The organism is Faecalimonas nexilis, assembly GCF_059731825.1.
In genome coordinates this window covers 514,838-537,726 of the sequence record NZ_AP029189.1, presented here as the reverse complement: position 1 = coordinate 537,726, position 22,889 = coordinate 514,838, and the positions used below count along the sequence as shown (strand labels likewise).

The 22,889-nt window shown below is 40.3% G+C and carries 14 protein-coding genes and 1 other annotated feature; of the genes, 2 read left to right on the top strand and 12 right to left on the bottom strand.

Annotated elements, in window-relative coordinates:
* Positions 1–57: 57 nt before the first annotated feature.
* The 5 genes from AC6I5B_RS02460 to AC6I5B_RS02440 form a co-directional block, all read right to left on the bottom strand.
* Complete coding sequence (locus AC6I5B_RS02460; protein WP_004612054.1) at positions 58–1,341, bottom strand: substrate-binding domain-containing protein; 1,284 nt, start codon at positions 1,339–1,341, stop codon at positions 58–60.
* A gap of 271 nt (positions 1,342–1,612) precedes the next feature.
* Positions 1,613–2,119, bottom strand: a complete 507-nt coding sequence (locus AC6I5B_RS02455) for a flavin reductase (protein WP_071143617.1) — start codon at positions 2,117–2,119, stop codon at positions 1,613–1,615.
* 62 nt (positions 2,120–2,181) lie between these two features.
* Positions 2,182–3,405, bottom strand: coding sequence for a tyrosine--tRNA ligase (gene tyrS, locus AC6I5B_RS02450; RefSeq protein ID WP_004612052.1), 1,224 nt, complete (start codon positions 3,403–3,405; stop codon positions 2,182–2,184).
* Between the two features lie 102 nt (positions 3,406–3,507).
* Positions 3,508–3,758: a binding site (T-box leader), on the bottom strand.
* A gap of 16 nt (positions 3,759–3,774) precedes the next feature.
* Positions 3,775–6,357: a YfhO family protein gene (locus tag AC6I5B_RS02445; RefSeq protein ID WP_318261245.1), complete on the bottom strand. Its 2,583-nt coding sequence runs from the start codon at positions 6,355–6,357 to the stop codon at positions 3,775–3,777.
* On the bottom strand, positions 6,338–7,294 hold the full coding sequence (locus AC6I5B_RS02440; protein ID WP_071143615.1) for a glycosyltransferase family 2 protein: 957 nt from the start codon (positions 7,292–7,294) through the stop codon (positions 6,338–6,340). The genes AC6I5B_RS02445 and AC6I5B_RS02440 overlap by 20 nt, the downstream gene beginning before the upstream one ends.
* A 138-nt stretch (positions 7,295–7,432) precedes the next feature.
* Here AC6I5B_RS02440 and AC6I5B_RS02435 point away from each other — a divergent pair, with 138 nt between their 5' ends.
* Both AC6I5B_RS02435 and AC6I5B_RS02430 read left to right on the top strand, forming a co-directional pair.
* A complete protein-coding gene (locus AC6I5B_RS02435) occupies positions 7,433–8,134 on the top strand; it encodes a response regulator transcription factor (RefSeq protein ID WP_071143614.1) in 702 nt (233 codons plus the stop codon).
* Complete coding sequence (locus AC6I5B_RS02430; protein WP_497773571.1) at positions 8,127–9,482, top strand: sensor histidine kinase; 1,356 nt, start codon at positions 8,127–8,129, stop codon at positions 9,480–9,482. Before AC6I5B_RS02435 ends, AC6I5B_RS02430 begins: the two co-directional genes overlap by 8 nt.
* Before the next feature lie 18 nt (positions 9,483–9,500).
* Here AC6I5B_RS02430 and AC6I5B_RS02425 read toward each other — a convergent pair whose 3' ends face one another.
* The 7 genes from AC6I5B_RS02425 to AC6I5B_RS02395 form a co-directional block, all read right to left on the bottom strand.
* Positions 9,501–16,322, bottom strand: a complete 6,822-nt coding sequence (locus tag AC6I5B_RS02425; protein WP_497773570.1) for an Ig-like domain-containing protein — start codon at positions 16,320–16,322, stop codon at positions 9,501–9,503.
* A gap of 280 nt (positions 16,323–16,602) precedes the next feature.
* The gene (gene nagA / locus AC6I5B_RS02420; protein WP_071143611.1) at positions 16,603–17,715 is read right to left on the bottom strand and encodes an N-acetylglucosamine-6-phosphate deacetylase; all 1,113 of its coding nucleotides are present in this window, start codon (positions 17,713–17,715) and stop codon (positions 16,603–16,605) included.
* Positions 17,716–17,762: 47 nt separating this feature from the next.
* The gene (nagB, locus tag AC6I5B_RS02415; RefSeq protein WP_022250482.1) at positions 17,763–18,494 is read right to left on the bottom strand and encodes a glucosamine-6-phosphate deaminase; all 732 of its coding nucleotides are present in this window, start codon (positions 18,492–18,494) and stop codon (positions 17,763–17,765) included.
* A gap of 204 nt (positions 18,495–18,698) precedes the next feature.
* Positions 18,699–19,526: a Cof-type HAD-IIB family hydrolase gene (locus tag AC6I5B_RS02410; protein ID WP_181989690.1), complete on the bottom strand. Its 828-nt coding sequence runs from the start codon at positions 19,524–19,526 to the stop codon at positions 18,699–18,701.
* A 23-nt stretch (positions 19,527–19,549) separates the two neighbouring features.
* The gene (locus AC6I5B_RS02405; protein ID WP_022250480.1) at positions 19,550–21,229 is read right to left on the bottom strand and encodes a glycoside hydrolase family 13 protein; all 1,680 of its coding nucleotides are present in this window, start codon (positions 21,227–21,229) and stop codon (positions 19,550–19,552) included.
* 18 nt (positions 21,230–21,247) lie between these two features.
* Positions 21,248–22,075 (bottom strand): PTS system mannose/fructose/sorbose family transporter subunit IID, encoded by an 828-nt coding sequence (locus tag AC6I5B_RS02400; RefSeq protein WP_004611916.1) that lies wholly within the window; start codon positions 22,073–22,075, stop codon positions 21,248–21,250.
* Positions 22,068–22,883 (bottom strand): PTS mannose/fructose/sorbose/N-acetylgalactosamine transporter subunit IIC, encoded by an 816-nt coding sequence (locus tag AC6I5B_RS02395; RefSeq protein ID WP_497773569.1) that lies wholly within the window; start codon positions 22,881–22,883, stop codon positions 22,068–22,070. Before AC6I5B_RS02395 ends, AC6I5B_RS02400 begins: the two co-directional genes overlap by 8 nt.
* Between the last annotated feature and the right edge of the window lie 6 nt (positions 22,884–22,889).

The window sequence follows — 22,889 nt, the reverse complement described above, 5'->3', positions numbered from 1 at the left end:
TATCGGGAAGAATTTCTTCTTCCCAATAATCTGCTCTTTTTCATTTCTTTTTTGTTATTATTGATTCAATAAAGATGTGTAAGAAGCTGCGTTGTCTGTCTTAACCATGTTGATTGCGAACGCATCATACTGGCTTGGATTTCCAAGACGGTTTGTAATGTTAGATTCTGTCTGTCCATCACCACCGATGTATTCAACATCAAGGTTAAGAAGATCATCATAGTTCTGAAGTAATGGCTGATATGTTGAGCTTAAGAAGTTATCAGAAGCATTGTAGATGTTCAACCATACTTTTTTCTTTGCATGTTCTTTTTCATCAAGTTGATTTGAAACTGGTTCGAATACCTTTGTAGAATCTGTAAATTCTTTATAGTTTTCAGCTGTAACTGCTACGTTCAATGCATAGTAAGAACGTTCTTCTTCGCTGTATCTGTATACGTCTTCTGAAAGAACATTTCCAGCTTCATCTGCTGTACCGATACCTGTGTCAATATCTACACCATCAAGTGAGTTACGAAGAACACGAAGTGTTAAATATGCCTGTACGTCTGCATGCTGGCTGATTGTTCCGCCGTATCCTTCTGCGATAGCTGCAACTGCATCGTTATTTGCATCGTATCCGAATGTAGGAACTTGATTGTCTTTTGACCAAGCATTGAACATTGACATTCCCATACCATCGTTGTTAGATGCGATTACATCGATCTGATCACCGAATGAAGAAGACCATGTTCCGATTGCATTACCTGCTGTTGCCGCATCCCATGTAGCTCCTGAAGAGTTCTTCATTTCCTGAGAAGCAAGCTCACGAATAATATATTTCTTTCCGCCAACTTCGATTGAACCATCTTTTACTGCTTTTGAAGAACCATCTGTATTAGTTCCGATTGGGTCACTGTTGATTGCACCATCTTTTTCAACGTCTGTTCCAAGAGCTTTACGAACACCTCTTGTACGAGCGATAGAGTCATTATGTCCGATATCACCGATTGCCAATACATAACCGATTACACCATCACCATTTTTATCGATTGTAGCAATATTTTCTTCAATGTACTCTTTGATCATTGTTCCTTGAAGTTCAGCACCCTGATTAGCATCAAATCCTACATAATATGTATCTTTATTAAAGTTCAAAGCGTTCTTGTCTAACTCACCTGTAGAGCTGTTAGATGGCTGACGGTTGAACCATACTAAAGGTTTATCTTTGTTCGCAACGTCTGATGTGGATTTGTCTCCGCCTTTGTCAGATCCTCCATTGTCTCCTCCACTTGATCCACATGCTGCTGTAGATACAACGAGTAATCCTGCCATTGCTAATAATGCTAATTTTCTTTTCATAACTTTTGTTCTCCCTTCTGTTATCGACGTTTCGCTCCGTCGTTTGTTGATATTGCTAGTATAATATATGTTTTAAAGAAAAAATATAGGATATTTTTCTTTTTTCATTGAAATTTTAAAGCTTTCACAAAAATTTTATATTAATACTTTTAATAAATTACAAAAAACGACATCATTTTGCATATACACTTTCACCAAACATTTTTATCAGCACAAAAAAAGGAACCCTCCCAGTTCAATCACCTGGTGGATTCCTCTTCTTTTCGCACTCTTATTCTTTCACAAGCACCTTCACAATTTCAGCCATATACATCGTATGATAATCTTTTTCCGGATACCATCTTGCATCATTCTCTTTGACATCAAAACATTCCGGACGCATCTCTTGATGATACTGTTTTTTGCAGACCATAATCATATCCGCCTCTTCAAACGCCACTGTTCCATCTGTAAAATACGGTGTCAATCCTGCATTTTTCACCTTATCCTCGTCTCTTCCGGATATTTTTCCACAGTAAGCAAGCGCCGGACGATAGTTTTCCCCAAAAAACGCAATCGTAAACAGATCATTGTGATCTACGAAGTCTTTCGTGTATCTCTGTGGACGAATGTAAACACTTACCACATTCTTTCCCCACATAACACCAACGCCTCCCCAGCTTGCTGTCATTGTATTATAGGATTCTTCATTTCCCGCTGTAATCAAAAGCCATTCTTTTCCAATCTTTGTAAATGGATTGAACGAAAGGTCTTCTATTTTCACTTCTTGAAATGCCATCTTATACACTCCTTTCACCTGCGCCACATAAGGCAGCTGTCATAAGTCTATGTTTCAGAACCTTATTTCATGATTACTTTTCTAAAGTTCTTTTTCCCTCTTCTCAGCACGATACCTTCTCCTGCAAACACGTCTTTTGCAAATACCGCTTTAATATCAGTAACTTTGTCTCCATCTACAGCAACACCGCCCTGATCTACAGCACGTCTTGCTTCAGATTTAGATGGAACTAATCCGCTCTTTACAAGCATTGTCAAAATATCGATACTTCCGTTCACAAGATCTTCTTCTGTAAGTTCTGCTGTCGGCATGTTTGCTGCTGCACCACTTGAGAACAATGCTCTTGCACTTTCCTGTGCTTTTGTCGCTTCCTCTTCTCCATGAACAAGTTTTGTCAACTCAAATGCGAGAATCTCTTTTGCCTGATTCAGCTGGCTTCCTTCCCAGTCATCCATCTTGTCAATCTCTTCCAACGGAAGGAATGTAAGCATACGGATACATTTCAGAACATCTGCATCTGCGACATTTCTCCAGTACTGATAAAATTCAAATGGTGATGTCTTATTCGGGTCAAGCCAAACTGCACCAGACTGTGTTTTTCCCATTTTCTTTCCTTCAGAGTTCAAAAGTAATGTGATTGTCATCGCACTTGCATCTTTTCCAAGCTTACGGCGGATCAATTCTGTACCTGCCAGCATATTGCTCCACTGGTCATCTCCACCGAACTGAAGATTACATCCGTATTTCTGGTACAATGCGTAGAAATCATACGCCTGCATGATCATGTAGTTAAACTCTAAGAAGCTCAGTCCTTTTTCCATTCTCTGTTTGTAGCACTCTGCTGTCAGCATACGGTTCACGCTAAAGTGCGCCCCTACTTCGCGAAGCAATTCAATGTAGTTCAGATCCAAAAGCCAGTCTGCATTGTTTACCATCATTGCTTTTCCTTCTGAGAAATCAATGAATTTGCTCATCTGCTCTTTAAAGCAGTCGCAGTTGTGCTGAATCTGCTCCGGGGTCATCATAGATCGCATATCTGTTCTTCCAGATGGATCTCCGATGTATCCTGTTCCTCCCCCGATCAATGCGATTGGTTTATTCCCTGCCATCTGAAGACGTTTCATCAGGCACAGTGCCATAAAATGTCCCACATGAAGACTGTCTGCTGTCGGGTCAAATCCGATGTAAAATGTTGCCTTTCCTTCATTAATCAAGTTGCTGATCAGCTCTTCGTCTGTTACCTGCGCAATCAATCCTCTTGCTTTCAATTCATCATAAATCTTCATTTTTCATTCTCCTTCTTGTCTGTCGGTTTTATTACTTTTCGGAGCGTTTTATTGCATGACATATAATTTTCTATAATTAAAAAAACCCGCCCCTTATCTAACATAAAGGGCGAGTGTAATCCCGCGGTACCACCTTCATTCGCATTCACTTCACAGCAAACGCCTCTGCAAGTATCTATCAATACTCAGGCACGATAACGTGTGCCATCCCGTTGCAGCCTACTTAGAATTATGTCACTGTTCGGTGCAAAGCTCCAAGATGTATTCATAATCGACTTTCCATGCGCCTCTCATCAACCGGCAGCTTTCTGTATGGCGTCTCAATTATTACTTTTTCTTTTCTTCGCCGTTTCTTATTCTGAGGAAATACTACCCCATAAAATGATATTTGTCAAGGGGCTTATACGCCTTTTTCTTGTTCCAAAGCATCATTCCAGCCAAGAGCAGCAAGCCCGTCACAGACAATACTTTTCCCATCTTCAATCCCGGTGCATGATACACAATCTCTACCTCATGTGTTCCGACCGGCATCTTTACTCCTAAAAATGCCGTATTGACTTTTTCATACTTCACGTCTTTTCCATCTATCTTCACTTCAAAGTGCTCATCATATGGAATCGATGTAATCAGATACCCATCTTTCACGCCGTCCACACTTCCTACAATTCGGTTTCCTTTTGTCTGTGCCTTGTCCATCCTAAATTCGCTTTGGCACAGCGTCTTTAAGGATTCGTCAGTATTTCCGATATAGCATCGAAGGTTTCGGATTTCATAGTTTCCTGCTCCTAGTCCCAGATTCACTTCCGTTTGTCCCGCCTTTAGGTTTACCGCATAAGTAAAGGTTGTGTTGCCATTATAGTAAATATGCGATCCTGCGCTTAGTTTATTTTTCACACCTGCAAGCCACACAGAAACATCCTTGGATGTCTTGTAATTTTTTAGTTCAAACTGCACAAACAGAATCTCTTCCTTCTGTGCCTCCTCACTGATTTTTAATTTCACATTCTGAATTTTTTTTGACTTAATATGGTATCCATCTTCTATCTTTTCAATCGCCTTCGTATCTTCCATCGGAATCTCTGCCCCAGTCTCTTTCACCTGACTGTTCAACACCTCTTTCGGATTCACTGTATCATTTACTGATTTTCCTACAGCAAATCGCAAAAAAGCGAGCTGACTGTACGGAAATTCCAAATCTTCATACGCTTTTTCCGAAATCATCTGATTTGTCACATACGCAATCGGAAGAACTTCTTCATTTTTATAGACTGTCACATCTCCGACTTTCTTCTCCTGTTGATACCCTGTGATTTCTTGTTCAGAAAGAATGTATTTTACCCCCATCAATTTCTGATAAATCGGGTTTTCTGTCACAGACTGCATCAATACATTTCGAAATGGCTGTTCCACCAGAAATGTTTCGGTTCGAAATTTCTGGTACGCCGGATTGTAGGAAGACGAATAAATCGATGATACATACTGCTGCATATTCCAAATACGGTTCAAATTTGCGGCATTTTCACTTGTCGTGCCGCTTTGCTCCATTCGGTAAAATCCGTTCTCTTTTTCTGTTAACTCTTCAATCTCAGTTCGAATCTGCTTATTTGTCACCTCTTCGTAAAATGCCGGTTCGATCATCTTGTCGGCACTTTTGTGCAGCACCACTCCATACAGCGCCAAAAAGCCAATTGGAACAACGATGAGAACCCAATCGAATTTCTTCCAATAAAAAATAAGATAGCAGACAAGCATCACCAGCGCATCCACCAGCACCCAGCCCAGATATTCTGAATATTTTCCTTGTTCACGTCCCATATACACCAACACAATTGTCAGTAAAAACGGCAAGGCTCCTGCCCAAAAAGAGATTTCACGCCGTTTTTGCTTTTCCAAATAAGTTGCAATCAGATAACATAAAAACGGCAAAAATGGAATCATCACTTTATCCCGAATATAAAGTCCTCCATTAAGCAAATAGGCAAACAAAGGTACTGCCAAAATAACGATACAGGCAATGTGCAAAAATTTCTCATATAGCTTCCGATATGTCAATCCGGTAATCAGGACCGTGATCGCAAGTGTTGTCAATCCGATACCGTACGGCGTATATACAACCCGGAAAATCGGAATTTCCGGAATCAAAAGCGCAGACAGTGCCGTCTTATGTCCTCCTTCTCGTCCTCCCGCAAGCGCCATCGCCGTCGGCACAAGAAGTACGGCACTCATCAAAACTGCCGTCAGCATCGGTAAAAGGAAGCGAAATCCATCTGACACAAACCCTAAAATCTTTATATTTTCTCCAAGTTTCTCTTTGCCCTCGGTATACCGATAAATAACATACAATACAAGCGCAAACATTCCACCTATGCTAAAGTAGAAACTTGTCAGAATCATAAGAAATACACTTATCGTGTAGAGTCCTGCTTTCTGTTTCTCAAAATACCGATCTACACCTAAAAATGCCAGACACAAAAACGGCATATAATTGACAAACATAATCTGATTATAAGAATGGTAGATCATCGGTCCGGACAATAAAAAAAGCAACGCCGTCAGAAAACTAAGCCTGCTCGTAATCCCTCTTCGCAAAAGCCATTTATAAAACAATAAGACAGCTGCTAAAAGACTTATAACGCCTGCAGCCATCATATAATCGCTCATTTTTACAAAAGGCAGAAAATACGAGATCAAAACAACAGGGCTATACAACCCATAATAGGCAAAGTTATAAATATTTTGCCCTCCTCCGATATTTGCTGCAAACTCCGGAAATAGCTGTCCTGTATTATAAAACTGCTGCCGGAAATAATCCGGCAGTACGCTGTGCTGACTGATCCAGTCTACCTTCGAGCCAAATACACCATATCTTCCGCAAAAAAACCAGCAAAAAAACAGTGTGAACATTCCCAGTAGCAGATACGGAATCGTTTGTTTAAACTTCTGCCTGTTCATATTGGTTCTCCTCGCTGGAATCTTTCAATATGTAAATCGGACGATGCTTCGTCTCCAAATATGTCTTAGACAAGTACTGCCCAACAATTCCGGTACAAAGCAGTTGTACTCCGCTCACCATAAAAATGATACACACAAGTGAAGGCCAGCCTGCTACCGGATCCCCCCACACGATCGTGCGCACAATAATAAACACAATTATCAAAAAAGAAAGGATACAGAACAAAATTCCGACAACGGACGCCAAGGAAAGCGGGGCAACCGAAAACCCTGTAATCCCTTCCAACGAATAGAAAAATAATTTGCGCAGCGACCACTTTGTCTCTCCTGCTGACCGTTCTACATTCTCAAACTCCATCCATTTTGTGCGGAATCCGACCCACTCAAAGATGCCCTTCGAGAATCGGTTATATTCGCTCATCTCCAAAATCGCATCTACCATTTTTCGTTTCATCAATCGATAATCTCTGGCTCCGCTTACAATCTCTGTCTTGGAAATCTTATTGATAAATTTATAAAAACGATTGGATAAAAAGGAACGGATTTTTGGCTCCCCTGTCCGTGTAGACCGCTTTGTCGCCACACTGTCGTACGGCTCTTCAATAAGAGTTCGATACATCTCGGGCAGCAGACTCGGCGGATCCTGTAAATCCACATCCATAATTGCCACATAATTCCCCTCTGCATTGCTAAGTCCCGCATAAATCGCCGCCTCTTTTCCAAAATTTCTTGAAAACGATAAATATTTGCAGCGCTCATCCCTCTCATGCAGACTTTTCATAATCCCAAGTGTCCGATCCGAAGATCCATCATCCACAAACAGCAATTCAAAGTCTACTCCTTGCATCTGTTTCATAATACGGCTCATCTCCTCATAATATACCGGCAGAGCCTCCTCCTCGTTAAAGCAAGGTATCACAATACTAATTTTATTCATTTTTCTCACCTCACGTCTATTTTACAGATAAAATCTTAAGGAACTACGCAACTAATTCTTAAGATTTCTTAAGTCTCTCTGATTTTTGTCATTTTTTCGCTATAATAAGCATAGAAGACAAAACACGGAGGAAACACCATGGATAATGCACACATTTTGATCGTCGACGACAACCCGGAGATTCGAGAAATCATACAGATTCTGCTGTCCGGTGAGGGCTTTTTAACAGAAGAAGCAAAAGACGGAAAAACCGCACTCGACCTCTTACAGACAACTTGTTTCGACCTCATCATTTTAGATATTATGATGCCTGGACTTAACGGATATCAGACCTGTCTGGAAATCCGTAAAATAACAAATGCCCCAATTCTATTTCTGAGCGCCAAAACAAAGGACAGCGACAAGACACTTGGATTTTCAAGCGGAGGTGATGACTATCTCGCCAAACCATTTTCCTACAGTGAGCTGATCAGCCGTGTCAAAGCGCTCATCCGCCGCTATCACATTTACAAGGGAAAAAAAGAAGCACTACCTCCACAAACAACCTTTCAATACCGTCATCTTACCATTGACGAAGAGAAAGAAGAAGTCTTATCAGACGGGAAGCCGCTCGACCTGACTGACACAGAGTACCGAATGTTACTCCTTCTCGTGAAAAACCGGAAACAACTTTTTTCTGCAGAACGGCTCTATGAGGCTGTTTGGGACGAGCCTTACTATTATGGCGCAAACAACACCGTAACGGTGCATATTCGGAATCTGAGACGAAAAGTGGAAATGGATCCGAATCATCCAACTATCGTCAGAACGGTCTGGGGAAAGGGGTATCGATGTGATTAAGAAATTTCAGAACTGTAAAATACGCACGCAGTTTGCAATTGTCATACTACTCGCCGGAGCACTCTGCTATCTCCTTTTTTCGTTCTTATGGGGAAAACGCTATGAGACCTTCGGTTATCTGAACGACAAATTCAACTTTTACCCGCAGCTAAACGACGATTCCTTTTGGGGAACGCTGTATGAGGAGGCACTCAAATATGACATCCCAGACTCAGAAGATGACAAGGAAACGATCGAAAAAATGCAGCCTTTCTTCGATCTCGTGGACGACTATACAGGTATTTATCTTTACGGCTTGGAAGATGGAATTTTTCTGTGCGGAAAAACTCCGATTTCCATGGAAAAACATGCGTTTCGGAGTTTTTTTGACTTCGGCTATGCTTTGACCGGTGGAGAGGGCGAAACCCCAATCAGCTTTCCGATTCAATTTAAAAACGGAATGGCGCAGGTACATATTACTTTTTACCACAGTTCCTTCTTTCTCTACCCATACTGTATGGTGCTTCTCGTAGTCTGTATCGGATTCTTCCTTTTTCTTGTACTTTTTTTTGTCAGCCGGAAAATGAAACAGATCATTCGCTTAAAAGACGATGTGCTCGTGATGGCAGGTGGCGATCTGTCACATCCTTTTCCAGACTACCAAAAAAATGAAATCGGAATCCTCTCCCATGAACTTGATCATCTCCGCATCGCCTTTGACGAAAATATACAGTCCGAGCAGGAGAGCCGCAAAGCCAATCAGGACTTAATTACCGCGATGTCACATGACCTTCGCACACCGCTCACCATTTTGAATGGATATTTGGAAATTTTAAAGCAGCAAAAACGCCCTGATAAGCAAGAGGAATATTTAAACCGTTGTCTGCAAAAGACAGCGGACATCAAAGAAATGACAGATCGTATGTTTGAGTATGCGCTCGTATTTGATCCCACTGAGACACCGGAACTGCACTCTCAAAATTACGCTCTGTTAAGACAGATTTTGATGGAGCACTGTGAATTTCTGAAATTGGTTGGTTTTCAGACAGAACTTGCCTTTCCTGAGAGTACGTTCTTTTTTCTCTGTGATGTAACGATGCTGAAACGCATTTTTTCAAATCTATTCGCCAACATTATCAAATACGGAGATAAGCAGGATAGGATAACCGTCACAGTCACACAAGCACTACATTCCATTACCATCAAGCTTACAAACACTGTCAAAAAAGATTTCTCTGCCATAGAAAGCAATCAGATCGGATTGAAGAGCACTGTAAAAATGATGCAGCTAATGGGTGGTACAACAACGATTGAAAAAACAGCGACACAATTTTCCGTGTTGCTGACATTAAAAAACGAGAGGTCTTAAACCTCTCGTTCTATTTTCTTATGAACGCCCCTCTCGTCTCTTACGCACAAATACTGCAACTACCGCTACACATGCTGCCATAAGAACCGCAACTGGTAATACTGTCATTGTATCCCCTGTTTTAACCGGTTTTTCCTGATTCTTATCTTTATTTGAATCAGATGGTTTTTGTTCTGGTTTCTTTTGTTCATCCACTTTTACCAGCTTATCAACCGCATTTTTCAACACTGTGCTTGCTGCATCTACTTCTTCCTGAGTTGCATCCTCATCTGCCAGCACTTTTTTTGCTGTATCCATTGCTTCCTGGTAGCCTTTCCAGCTATCTGCTGTATAATCTTTCTCTTTCAGTTCGCTGTATTTATCTACCAATTCTTGTAAATCTGATTTGTCAGCTTTGTCCGGTTCTACTGGAATATCTTTTTCTGTTACTTCAATTGTAACTTTCCCGCTCACGCCATTTTCAGCTGTTGCAATAACTTCTGCTGTTCCTTTTGCTTTCGCTGTTACTGTTCCATCTTCGCTCACTGAAAGCACGTTCTTATCCGATACAGACCATGTCACATCTTTATTTGTTGCATTGTCCGGTAACACTTGTGCTGTTACTTTTGTTGTATCTCCAACCTTCAGTTCTGTGTCTGCTGCTGTCACTTCGATACTTTCTACTTCTACATCTGGCTCTACCGGCGTATCCTTTTCTGTCACTGTGATTACCACTTTCCCGCTTACGCCATTTGCGGCTGTTGCAATAACTTCTGCTGTTCCTTTTGCTTTCGCTGTTACTGTTCCATCTTCGCTCACTGAAAGCACGTTCTTATCCGATACAGACCATGTCACATCTTTATTTGTTGCATTGTCCGGTAACACTTGTGCTGTTACTTTTGTTGTATCTCCAACCTTCAGCTCTGTGTCTGCTGCTGTCACTTCGATACTTTCTACTTCTACATCTGGCTCTACCGGCGTATCCTTTTCTGTCACTGTGATTACCACTTTCCCGCTTACGCCATTTGCGGCTGTTGCAATAACTTCTGCTGTTCCTTTTGCTTTCGCTGTTACTGTTCCATCTTCGCTCACTGAAAGCACGTTCTTATCCGATACAGACCATGTCACATCTTTATTTGTTGCATTGTCCGGTAACACTTGTGCTGTTACTTTTGTTGTATCTCCAACCTTCAGCTCTGTGTCTGCTGCTGTCACTTCGATACTTTCTACTTCTACATCTGGCTCTACCGGCGTATCCTTTTCTGTCACTGTGATTACCACTTTCCCGCTTACGCCATTTTCGGCTGTTGCAATAACTTCTGCTGTTCCTTTTGCTTTTGCTGTTACTTTTCCAGTGTTATCCACAGAAATTACCTCTTTATCTGATACAGACCATGTTACCTCTTTGTTTGTTGCATTATCTGGTGTTACGATCGCTGTTGCCTGTGCTGTCTCGCCAACTTTTAACTCTTTCTTGTCAGCTGTCACTGCTACACTCTCTACTGGTACGCTCGGCTCTTCTCCTCCATCAAATGCTGTGACAAATTTTGCATCCGCCCAGTCAGCGTGGTCGTTGCTATCACTTGCTCCCATCAATGCCTGCAAATGAAGCTCTTTTGCTCCCTCTGGAATCGTAACTTTAACATGTTGCATAATATCTTCTGGAACCATCTCTTTTGTTGAAGTAAATACTTCTTGCTCATCTATAAACACTTTAAATGTTACTGAGCCAGGTTTTCCAAGCTGTGCTGCATCTACCCCCACGTACGTTTCAAACTCTTTATAACCTTTGTTTTCCAAGTCGTAGTAAATATTTGCAGTAGCATGAGACCATACACCTTTTTCAAATGTACGAATATTCTGTTCTTCATCTTCTACCAGTCTAATTGGATTTCCTTCATAAGTCTTATCCATTCCAAATGGTTTATTGCTCCAACCATTTGTCGAATTATTCTTATGCTCCAAATCAGAAAGATAGATAACACTCTTTCCTTCTAACTCGAATGTATAAGTCTTTTTCTCTTTCTTGTCCGGAGAAGTCACTTCAATTACAATTGTATTGTCTCCTTCTACAAGTTTAACCTTCTTGAGTTCTTTTTGTTCTTTTCCATTGACAGTTACTTTTACCGTCGCATCTTTTTCTTCGGCTGCCACATCTATTGTTATTGCAGAAGAAGTTGCGATTCCAGTATATTCTGTCGTTGTTTTTTCAAACTTCTTATCTAATTTTACATTGTCACTGAATACAACACTTTCCAGATTTGCATTTGTCGGATCCGGAACTTTAATATTTACTGCGTAACGTGTTGGCTCTGCACTCGTTTCTGGTGTCACGATAATATTCACCATATTGCTGCCTGGTTGCAAAGTTACTGTGTTGTCTTTTACAACTTTACCCTCGAATGACATTGCTACTTTTGCAGATGCGTTTGCTACTACTTCTAATGCAACTTCTTTTGCTTTATTCACATCAACTCTGTATTCGTATACATCGTCTTTTAATTCAACTGTTTGCCCATCTACTTTCAAAGAAGTCAATTTTGCATTATCATCTCCATCACGGAAAATGGTGAAACGATAATATTTCTTTGTAATACCATCTTCTGCAGTTACTGTCACTTCAATCAAGTTACGTCCACTTGTAAGTGTCAGTTTACCTTTGTTACCTTGTACCACTTTATCATTGAATACAGTCTCAACTTTTGCATTTTTGTCTTCTGCCGCAAATTCTACATTGAGTTCTTTCTCTTCTGTTGTTGCCATTGTAAGATATGTCAATGTATTTTTGTCGAATTCAAATCCTTTTGTAAGTCCTGTAATGTCTGCTTTAGCTAACCGTGCATTTGCAGATTTTGCGTTTCCTGCATCCAGTCCTTCTCCTGTCACTTTCACTGCCTTAGATGACCATACGATGTCTCCAGATACTCCACTATCTTTTACTGGAACAACAACTGTTTTCACATATTTATTCTTCATATCCGGAGTTGCAGTCAATGTGTCACCTGCATTTGCTTCTAAAACTGAATAGAATCCATTTTCTTCACTGGAAACTGCCCATTTCACAATCTTATCCGAACCTTCGCCCAATTTGTAAGACGCTGTCAATTTGTTTTCTGCTTCTGTGTAAGCTACAGATACCTCAGATACAGATGGAAGGTTATCTGATACTGACTGAGTCAAGGCAACAGGCTTATTATTTACTTTCAAGTCTGTGAATACATACTCTGTATTTCCATTTCCCATAGCTCCGAATGCGACATACAACTGACCATTGCTGTCTGGCATAAATGTTGTGTTGGTAACTTCATTGCCAAATTTTGTCCAATCTTTTCCATCTTCACTATAGTAAGATGTGACTTTATTATCGCTTCTTAATAATCTAAAATAAAGATCTTTTACATCTTGCTTGTCACTTGCGCTCTCAGCCAACTGCTCACTTGCACTCTGATTAGACTCACTAACCATACCGAATCGTTCACCAACATTTGATTGTCTATGTTTTCTCTGAATTGCCACATAGTTGTCTGCATCTTTTCCAAGATAAAGCCCTACGTCTTCCCATTCAACTGCAGTTTTCCCTTCAATCTTAAGAGATACTTCTGTTGTATTACTGTCTACCGGAACTTTGAACCAGTTTGCCGGTGTCTGTTCCTTAAAAGTACCACCTTTTGTTGATTTTACGTGAATTCTATTTTCTTCCTCTATATTCCAACGTTCTTTATTCTCTCCCTGGATAATAATTCCTTTTGCAAGTTCCTGTGCAGAGTCTTTTGTCAATGGCACTTTTTTGCCATCAACGGTCAATTCAGAGAAAGTATACGAAGTATTGCCATCTGCATTTTTATCCATCATTGCACCAAATGCAACATAAAACTGACCATCTCCTTCTGGAATAAAAGTTGTATTTTCTACAGTCTCTCCAAGTTTTGTCCAATCTTTTCCTTCTACTTTATAATAAGATGTTACATTGTTTCCTTCTCTTGACAATTTAAAGTACATCTCTTCAACATCTTGGTCTTCAACTTTTTTAAGCTGTTCACGTCCGTTATTTGCATCTCCGTTCATTTCATTAACCATTCCGAGATTTTCTTCTGTTCCGCCGCGATGTTTTCTCTGAATCGCCACATAGTTGTCTGCATCTTTTCCAAGATAAAGTCCTACATCTTCCCAAGAACTCTTGGTCTTTCCTTCAATCTTAATTGTCACTTCTTTCACAGTTTTATCAACCGGAACCTTGAACCAGTTTGCTGGTGTCTGATTATTGAATGTACCTCCCTGTGCTGCCTGTACATGAATCTTATTTGTTTCTGGAATAGACCAACGAGATGTATCTTCACCCTCAATTGTAATTTCCTCCGCAAGCGTCACTTCTCCCACTTGGATAGAAAGTAATTTTCTTGCTTCTAAACCATTCTTTGTCTTTGCAACGACTTCCACCGCACCGCTTTTTTCTGCTGTCAAAAGTCCTGAAGTTTCATTGATTGTTGCTTTATCTGTTGCTTGACCTGTTGTCGGATCAACAACTGACCATGTTACAGCTTTATCCGCTCCGTCTTCCGCTGTCACTTCTGCTGCATATTGCAATGTTTGGTCTGTTAATTTTTCTGTCTCTGTTGTAATTTTAATCGCAGTCGGCTGGACCGTTGCTTCTCCTTCTACTGTATATGTAATTGGAGCTGCCTCGAATTTTCTTCCTCCTGCAACTGCATATGCCGTTACATCTGCTGTTCCATTTCCCACTGCTGTCACAACACCTGATGCAGATACTTTTACTACTTTATCATTAGATGATTTGTAGAAAATCGTTCCCACTTTATTCAGCTTGTTATCTGCTCCCACTTTTGCAACGTCATTTTTCACTGTCACTTGGTTTTTGTCTGTACTTGCAAGCTCAACACCTGCATTTAAACCTCCGTCATATGTATTACCCTCGATTGTAACATTTTTACAGCCTTCAAAACGATATGCTTTTGCACCAAGCTCCGCTCCATCTGCTGTCACAGTGATACTTGAAGATTCCCCTGCTGCAAGATTTGTTTTATCCGCTTTCGCACTTACTGTCACATCTGGATTTTGACGATACACTTTATTATTCTTAAACGTCAGATTTTCCACACATTTTGCATTCAATACATTTTGACTCTGTGCCATGAAAAATGTATTGCCTTCAATTTTCATATTCTTATGAACTGTTCCATCAACATTTCTATTTGTCGGTTGCACAAAGATTCCAGCAGCTCCTGCCGTAAGCGGATTTACAATAAATGTATTTCCTTTGATCGTCACATCTGTCGTACGTCCTGATTCATACCATCCCTGTGCATCATTGGAAATATAAATCGCAGCCATCCCCATGTTGTCAAACATATTATCAGTAATCTCTACTTTTCCTCTTGTTGTGCAGAGTACGCCACGAGTCGGAGTTTCTTTAAAAATATTATCATGAATCTTCACATTCGGTGTGTATGTAATGTTTTCCACCGCATGTTGATTAACCTGTACTCCTTCTGGAATCGCTTTGTCAAATGTAAGCTTAATCTTCGTCAGATCGTTCAGACTTCCTTTGCCACCTTTTCCATCCGGTCCGTCCACTTTCACAACTTCTCTCACTGCAACGTCCCCATTTTCAGATACCGGAACCATATTCCCCAATGTTGAAAATTCTACCTGATCTCCCACATAGTAATTCGGGAATCCAGCCGTTTCATTATGTTTGTACTGCACAGTCACTTCTGTTCTGTCATCACTAATTCCAATTACCTGCAAGAATGTACCATGAACATTGATTGGGTCATCATGTGGGTTAGAAAATGTACAGTCTGAAATATCAATCAATCCTTTACAGCCTGACATCTGAATGAAATCCGCGTAACCTGCTGTTGTTCTTCCAGATGCTTTGTCTGTCTCAAAATCCACATCTTTCATTGTAATATTTTCAGAGAACTGCCCTACCATACCAAATCCATGAATAAAACGAATATCTAAATCATTCAGAGTAACATCTTTGCTCTGCCAGAAAAATGTTCCTGCATGATCTCGAGTTGTATCTCGCAATTGATAACAGAATCCTTCTTCCAATGTTCCCATACTGGAATATGTAATCTTTACCTGATGATTTCCTAAATCTTCAATCTTTGATACATTGTTGAAAACATGCTGGTCGCTTCCTCGTTTTCTCCATGTCTGACCGTTTTTTGTATCAAAAATCTGAGAATATGTAGAACCATTAAATGTATATGTCCAATAATATTCCTCTGTATACGGACTCTTATCACTCATCCACTTGATACTGTTTCCATTTACCTGATAGTTATAGCATTCCGGAATATAGTATGTAACCTCATTCCCTTCTTTTTTGACAGCTGTCATATCTATAACTGTCGGAACTTGGAAATCCACCTCAAAGTTCTGGAATGTTACATTCTCACTGTCAATAGATGCAAATGTTGTCATCTTTCCATGGAACATAAACAATGAATCATTTCCTTCTACCGTTACATTGTCCATATCCTCAATCAGAATACCTATCTTCTTATCTTTATAAGTCTGATTTGTTCCTACTGTATTCGAGATATACAATTCTCTTTCTTCTGCCTGGTCCGGATAAATATCATATCTACCCTCCGGAAAATCGATTACAACAGGTGTATCCGATTTTTTTGTTACCTTTTTAGCCGCTTCAATAGCCTTTTTAATTGCCGGTGTACTGTCTGTCGCACCAGTTGGATCCGCACCATATTTGGTTACATCAATTACCTTTGCTTCTTCTTTGTCTGCTGCTTCCACAGTAGCTCCAACTGTCCCAACGCTTGGCACTGCCATACAAACCGCCATCAAAAAAGCAACTAGTTTCTTTTTCACTTTCCTTTTCCTCCTATTTTCATCATTTTCACCAAGATATCAAACTTTATAGATAATACATATTATACATAGCGTAGATTTGTATTTCAATATATTTTTTATTTTTGTACATTTTGTATATTTACTTTTCAATCTCACAATATAGATCTGCAAACAAAGAGAGATGGAATTTCAAGAATTCCACCCCTCTGCTTTTTAAACACTATACATATTTTTTCTTTATACACAAAAACAAGGTACATATTTCTATATACCTTGCTTTATAAACTCCATCTCTATTCTAACCATTTATAATGATCTTTTTAATATTCAAATCCTCATCCAACAGCACTACATTTGCTATTTTTCCCTCTGTGATTGAGCCATATTGTTCATACAATCCAACACTTTTTGCAGGGTTCATAGTCGCAGCCGCAACTGCGCTCTCCAGCGGAATACCCATCTCTTTAACTGCAGTTCTCATACAATCCATCAAGTTTGTGACAGAACCGGCAATTGCTCCGTCCGATTTCAAAGTCGCAAGCTTTCCTACTACCTTTACATCTTGTCCACCAAGTGTATAATCTCCGTCTGACAAGCCACACGCTCTCATGCTATCACTGACCAACACGACTCTGTCATTTCCAAACATTTGGAATGTCGCACGGACAACTGACGGATGAATATGAATTCCATCACAGATCAACTCTACCATACAGTGTTCACTGTCTCTTGCTGCTCCGATTACTCCTGGCTCTCTATGTGTAAATGGTGGCATCGCATTGTACAGATGTGTTGCATGACAAGCTCCCAATGCATACCCTGTCTTAGCTGTATCGTAGTCCGCTGTCGTATGCGCAAACGAAATATGCACTTCATCCTTCAGCTCACTGATAAATTCCATTGCCCCCTCTACCTCCGGTGCAATATCTACGAGACGAATCAATCCGTTTGCTGCCTCCTGAAGCCTTCTGAACATCGCAACGTCTGGTTTGTGAATATGTGTTGCTGCCTGTGCTCCCTTTTTCTTCGAACAGATAAACGGTCCTTCCATATTGATTCCAGCAAGCACAGCCGCACCTTCTTTGTTCTCGTAAGTTCCTCCGTTTGCCATGATTTTCATCAGCTCTTCTTCTGATAAAGTCATCGTTGCCGGAACAATCGTTGTAACTCCCTGAGACGCCTCATATTCAGCAATCTTCTCAATTGCTTCTTTTGTACCATCACAAAAATCATATCCCATACATCCATGAAAATGTACATCAATCAATCCCGGGATTGCATAACAGCCTTCTCCGTCAATAATCTCTCCGCTGTCAAACAGATTATTCTTAAAAATACCATTTTCAATTCCAATTGCTCCTGGTTCAAATGTTTTATCTTCTGTAAACACTTTTACATTTTTAATAATCATAACACTTTGCACAGTCCTTGTCCTGTGCCGCCTCCTTCCAGATCAGATTATGCTTCTACTTTTGAATATGCAGCCGCATCACAAATCACAGTCACATCCGGATGCATCTGCAAAATAGATGCCGGAACAGATGGTGTCACCGGTCCGCTAAACGCTCTCTTTACAATATCCGCTTTGTCTTCACCGCTTACTACCACAACAATTTTCTTTGCACTCATAATCGTGCCAATTCCCATTGTATAAGCCTGTCTTGGAACATCGTCCGCTGATTCGAAGAAACGTTTATTTGCTTCAATTGTGCTCTCCTGCAAATCTACACAGTGTGTCACTTTGTCAAATTCTTCTGCCGGTTCATTGAATCCGATATGTCCGTTATGTCCAAGACCTAATAACTGCAGATCAACCCCTCCCAAGGATTTGATCAGTTCTTCATAGTTTGCACACTCTTTTGCCGCATCTGGCTCCATACCATTAGGCACATGTGTATTTGCTTTATCAATGTTAATATGATCAAACAGATTGTGGTTCATGAAGTAATAATAGCTTTGATCATTGTCTCTTGGAAGTCCTTTGTATTCATCAAGATTTACAGATTTCACCTGCGAAAAATCAAGATCTCCTTCTTCACATCTTTTGATCAGTTCTTTGTAAGTTCCAATCGGAGAAGATCCTGTTGCCAAGCCCAAAATACAGTTTGGTTTCATAATTACCTGTGCCCCGATCAAGTTCGCTGCCTTTCTGCTCATTTCATTATAGTCTGCTGTTTTAATAATTTTCATACCTTTTTTCTCCTTTTTCTGCTTTCCCAAATCTCATAATTCCCTTAATTTCATTATAATATATATACTGCTTTCTAGCAATTGCACAATCAGCCGTATTTTGTGTATAATTGCATACTCCGATTTTTGGAATTTTCTTAGAATTTTACCTAAACGCTAAAATAGATTGCACAAAATAGCTTATCTATTTTGTGCAATCTATTTTTAATCAAGCTCAAGATATTCTGACAAAAATCGCAAAGCCCCATCCTCGTTATTGGATAAAAGGATCACATCAGCATCCCCTTTTACTGTTTCAGAAGCATTTGCCATTGCAGCACCAATTCCTGCAAATCTTAACATCTTTCTGTCATTGTCTCCGTCTCCAACCGCAATTATCTCTTCTTTTTTAATACCAAGCATATCACAAAGCCATTTCAGACCCGATGCCTTACTTACACTACTGTTTTGAAGTTCTATATTATCTGCAATAGAAGAAGTCGCTGAAACTTCCGTTTCCTCTTTCAGCACCATTTTGATTTTTTCCTGTACATTCTGATTTACAAAAAATAAATTAATCTTCTCTATATTTTCAAGCAGTCTATCCTGTGCTTTCAGATGATTTACGAAGGTATGATTCTGTCTGAAATATGAAACAAAATTACCATCTTTGTCAACCTGATTCAGACGGCTGATATTTTCAATATCGGAATATACATTTCCTTCTGAAAAAAATTCTGCAAACCCGTCGGCCACCTCCAGACAATCTGCGATTTTTCGCACGATGTCATATGGAATTGTCCTGCGAAAAAGAAATCTCTGATTTTTCAGATCGTATATACCTGCCCCATTTTCCACTATTGCATAACGTATTCCACTCACTCTTTTCAATTCTTCCGGAAATAGGGGCACGCTTCTTCCAGTGGCAATGACAATCTCAATTCCTCTGTCTATCGCCTTTTGAATCTGTCGAATTGTAAAATCACTTATTTTATTTGCAGAATCCAACAGTGTCCCATCCAAATCAAATGCCGCCAGCCTCACGTCTTTCATATCCATCCCCCTCTTTATCACATCTATCCTATTTTTTCTGCAATCCATGCTTCATAAGGAAGAAATGTCTCAGGAATTTCTGTTCGTTTATAATTGCTGATGACAATCTTCATAGTTTCATCCAGACAATCTCTTACCTCTTCCAATGAAATTTCTTTTTCTGACAGATTCGCTGCCACAAGCCATCTTTTTCCATTCCATGTTCGTTCATATACGAATAATTCTGGATGTTCCGGCAATAACAGATGGTAATCTGCTTCTGTCAAAATATCTTCTGTATGACGCAGTGTGATCAATTTCTGATAATAATAAAAAATGGAATCTTCATCCGCAAGTGCTTCTTTCACATTGATCTCCTGATATCGGTCACTGACTTTGAACCACGGTGTGCCGGTTGTAAATCCTGCATTGTCACTGTCATCCCACTGCATCGGTACACGTGCGTTGTCACGTGCTTTGTTCCAAACCGCCTTTTGAAAATCTTCTCTGCTGATACTCTTGCCAGTTTCCACTAATTCTTTGTACGCATTATGAATTTCCACATCGTCATATTCGTCTAATTCATACTGCACATTCGTCATACCGATTTCCTCTCCCTGGTATATATAAGGAGTTCCCTGCATACCATGCAATACCGTTGCATATGCTTTTGCACATTCCTTACGATATTCACGGTCATTTCCCCATCTGGAAATCACTCTCGGCTGATCATGATTCTCAAAATATAAAGAGTTCCAACCCACTCCATTTACCTTGTTCTGCCACTCACTCATGACTCTTTTTAGTTCTACCAATGAAAATGGTTTCAGCGCCCATTTTCGGTTTACAGATCCTGGAATACGGTCAATATTCATATGTTCAAACGTAAATATCATATTCAGCTCTTTCCGCTCTGGATTGCTGAACAGACTTGCCTCCGAAGCAGTCGACCCTGGTGCTTCTCCTACTGTCATACAGTCATATTTTGAGAGCACTTCTCTGTTCATCTCCTGCAGAAATTCATGCAGACGCGGACCATTGCTATGCATATACCCTGTGTAATACTTCTGCCCTGGCTTCTGCGGATAATCTGGGAAATCGGTATATTTGGAAATTGATGCAATCACATCCATTCGCCATCCATCTACCCCTTTATCAAACCAGTATTTCATAATGTCATAGACTGCCTGTCTCACTTGCTCGTTTTCCCAATTCAAATCCGGCTGTTTCTTTGTGTAGAAATGCAGGTAATATTGTCCTCTTGTCTCCGCATATTCCCAAGCGCTTCCACAAAAGCTGGAGCCCCAATTATTCGGCTCACTTCCATCCGCTTTTGGGTCTTTCCAAAAATAGAAATCACTGTACGGATTGTCATCGGATTTATAGCTCTCCACAAACCACTCATGCTCATCCGAAGTATGGTTTACCACAAGATCCAAAATAATTTTGATTCCACGGGCATGTGCCTCTTCGATCAGGCGGTCCATATCCTCGTTTGTTCCAAATTTGTCATATATTTTTCGGTAATCACGGACATCGTACCCATTATCATCCTGAGGAGAATCAAACACAGGACTCAGCCAGACTGCATCTGCCCCAAGCTTTTTGATATAATCCAATTTTTCTATAATTCCGTTCAAATCTCCGAATCCATCTCCGTTAGAGTCTTTAAAACTTCTCGGATAAATTTGGTATACAACTGATTTTTTCCACCATTCACTCATTGTCCTTCTCCTCTTCTTTTATGCAATTCCCAAAACCGATAACACAATGCTAAGTACGATCACTCCAAGAATCAATACTGTGATACTGACATTTTTCTTTTTCAGCAGATAATAACAAAGTAAGGTGATTCCAAGCGGTACAATTCCAACAAAAATCTGATCAAGCATATTCTGAAGGTTCATCACAGATTCCCCCTTCATGCTCACTTCCAGCTTTGAAGTGAATGTCACCATCTGAGCAGTCATTCCTCCGACCATAATCAGACCAACTGTACTCGCCGCCTTCGTCAAAATATTCATCAGACCACTTGCATATACTTTCTGAATATACTGTGAACCAAGTTTATATCCTAAAAATGTTCCGTAATAACGAACTAAAATAGACGGAAGGTTAAAAAGTATTAAAAACACAAGTGGTGCCAATACGTTTCCGCTCTGTCCCATGCTGACTGCAATTCCCGCTGCGATCACACGGAGCACACCCCAAAAGATAGAATCTCCAATCCCTGCAAGAGGTCCCATAAGACTTGATTTCACAGCATTGATCGATGCCGTATCAAAATCCGGTTTCTCGCTATTTTCTTTTTCCATAGAAGCTACAAGTCCCATAATAAATGTCGAAAACGGAACCGTTGTATTGAAGTATGACATACTTCTCGAAAGCGCCTCTTTTTTCTTTTCCGGATCTTTGTAAAAATGATTAAGCGCCGGCATCAGTGAATAACAAAACCCAGATGCTCCTTGTTTTGCCGGGCTTACTGCCGCATACAATGTTGCAGACCGCCAGAATGCTTTTCTTAAAAATTTTCTTTCTTCTGCCGAAACAGATTTTACAAGCTTACTCATTGAAAAATTCCTCCTCTTCCTCATCTAATTCTGTATCTTTTAGATCGCCTGCATACACAGGTCTCATCTGCGCTAGTTTACTCATTTGGTAATCATTCATTCCAATCACTACTGCTATGATCACGCCAAGAACAGCAAGTGCCACAAGTGGCAATTCCAAATATGCCACACAAATAAATCCCAGGAAAAAGAACATACATATTTTCTTGTCCCAAAGCATCTTCATGAGCATTGCCATACCAACAGCCGGAAGAAGTCCGCCGCATACAGTCAGACCATTCATAACTACGTCCGGTATCCATTCAAGAAATGCACTTACTGCCTCCGATCCAAACAGGATTCCAAAAAATGCAACCAGAGAATACAAAGCCCAATTCACTGCCCATAGTCCATAATGCAGTGCAGTAATCTGCTTTTGTTTTCCCTCCTGCGCCAGCCTGTCAAATGTCTTCGCAAACATTCCGACAATAAAAATATATAAAAGTGTCTTAATCTGTAATCCCAAAATTCCAATTGGGAGTGCCAAAGTCAGTGCAACCCCACTGCCTTTTCCCATCATGATCGCAAACGCTGTGCCTACTGCTGTAGCAATTCCAGGCTCCGCCGCAGATGCTCCACCGATATTTACCACTCCCATAAAAACAGCTTCCAACGCTGCGCCTACAGTCACTCCGGTTGATAAATCTCCCAGGAACAGTCCTACAAGCGGTCCGATTACAATCGGTCTGTTTAACATTGTAAATCCTGCTAACTCTGCCCCTCCAACGCAGATAAATACTGCTAATGCCACTAAAAATGCTTCTACCATTGTTCA

Bases quoted from the DNA above. Each gene is read 5' to 3' on its own strand.
- AC6I5B_RS02410 (WP_181989690.1), bottom strand. From the start codon at position 19,526: ATGAAAGACGTGAGGCTGGCGGCATTTGATTTGGATGGGACACTGTTG.
- AC6I5B_RS02445 (WP_318261245.1), bottom strand. From the start codon at position 6,357: ATGAACAGGCAGAAGTTTAAACAAACGATTCCGTATCTGCTACTGGGA.
- AC6I5B_RS02405 (WP_022250480.1), bottom strand. From the start codon at position 21,229: ATGAGTGAATGGTGGAAAAAATCAGTTGTATACCAAATTTATCCGAGA.
- nagA (WP_071143611.1), bottom strand. From the start codon at position 17,715: ATGATTATTAAAAATGTAAAAGTGTTTACAGAAGATAAAACATTTGAA.
- AC6I5B_RS02460 (WP_004612054.1), bottom strand. From the start codon at position 1,341: ATGAAAAGAAAATTAGCATTATTAGCAATGGCAGGATTACTCGTTGTA.
- tyrS (WP_004612052.1), bottom strand. From the start codon at position 3,405: ATGAAGATTTATGATGAATTGAAAGCAAGAGGATTGATTGCGCAGGTA.
- nagB (WP_022250482.1), bottom strand. From the start codon at position 18,494: ATGAAAATTATTAAAACAGCAGACTATAATGAAATGAGCAGAAAGGCA.
- AC6I5B_RS02455 (WP_071143617.1), bottom strand. From the start codon at position 2,119: ATGGCATTTCAAGAAGTGAAAATAGAAGACCTTTCGTTCAATCCATTT.
- AC6I5B_RS02400 (WP_004611916.1), bottom strand. From the start codon at position 22,075: ATGAGTAAGCTTGTAAAATCTGTTTCGGCAGAAGAAAGAAAATTTTTA.
- AC6I5B_RS02435 (WP_071143614.1), top strand. From the start codon at position 7,433: ATGGATAATGCACACATTTTGATCGTCGACGACAACCCGGAGATTCGA.
- AC6I5B_RS02395 (WP_497773569.1), bottom strand. From the start codon at position 22,883: ATGGTAGAAGCATTTTTAGTGGCATTAGCAGTATTTATCTGCGTTGGA.
- AC6I5B_RS02440 (WP_071143615.1), bottom strand. From the start codon at position 7,294: ATGAATAAAATTAGTATTGTGATACCTTGCTTTAACGAGGAGGAGGCT.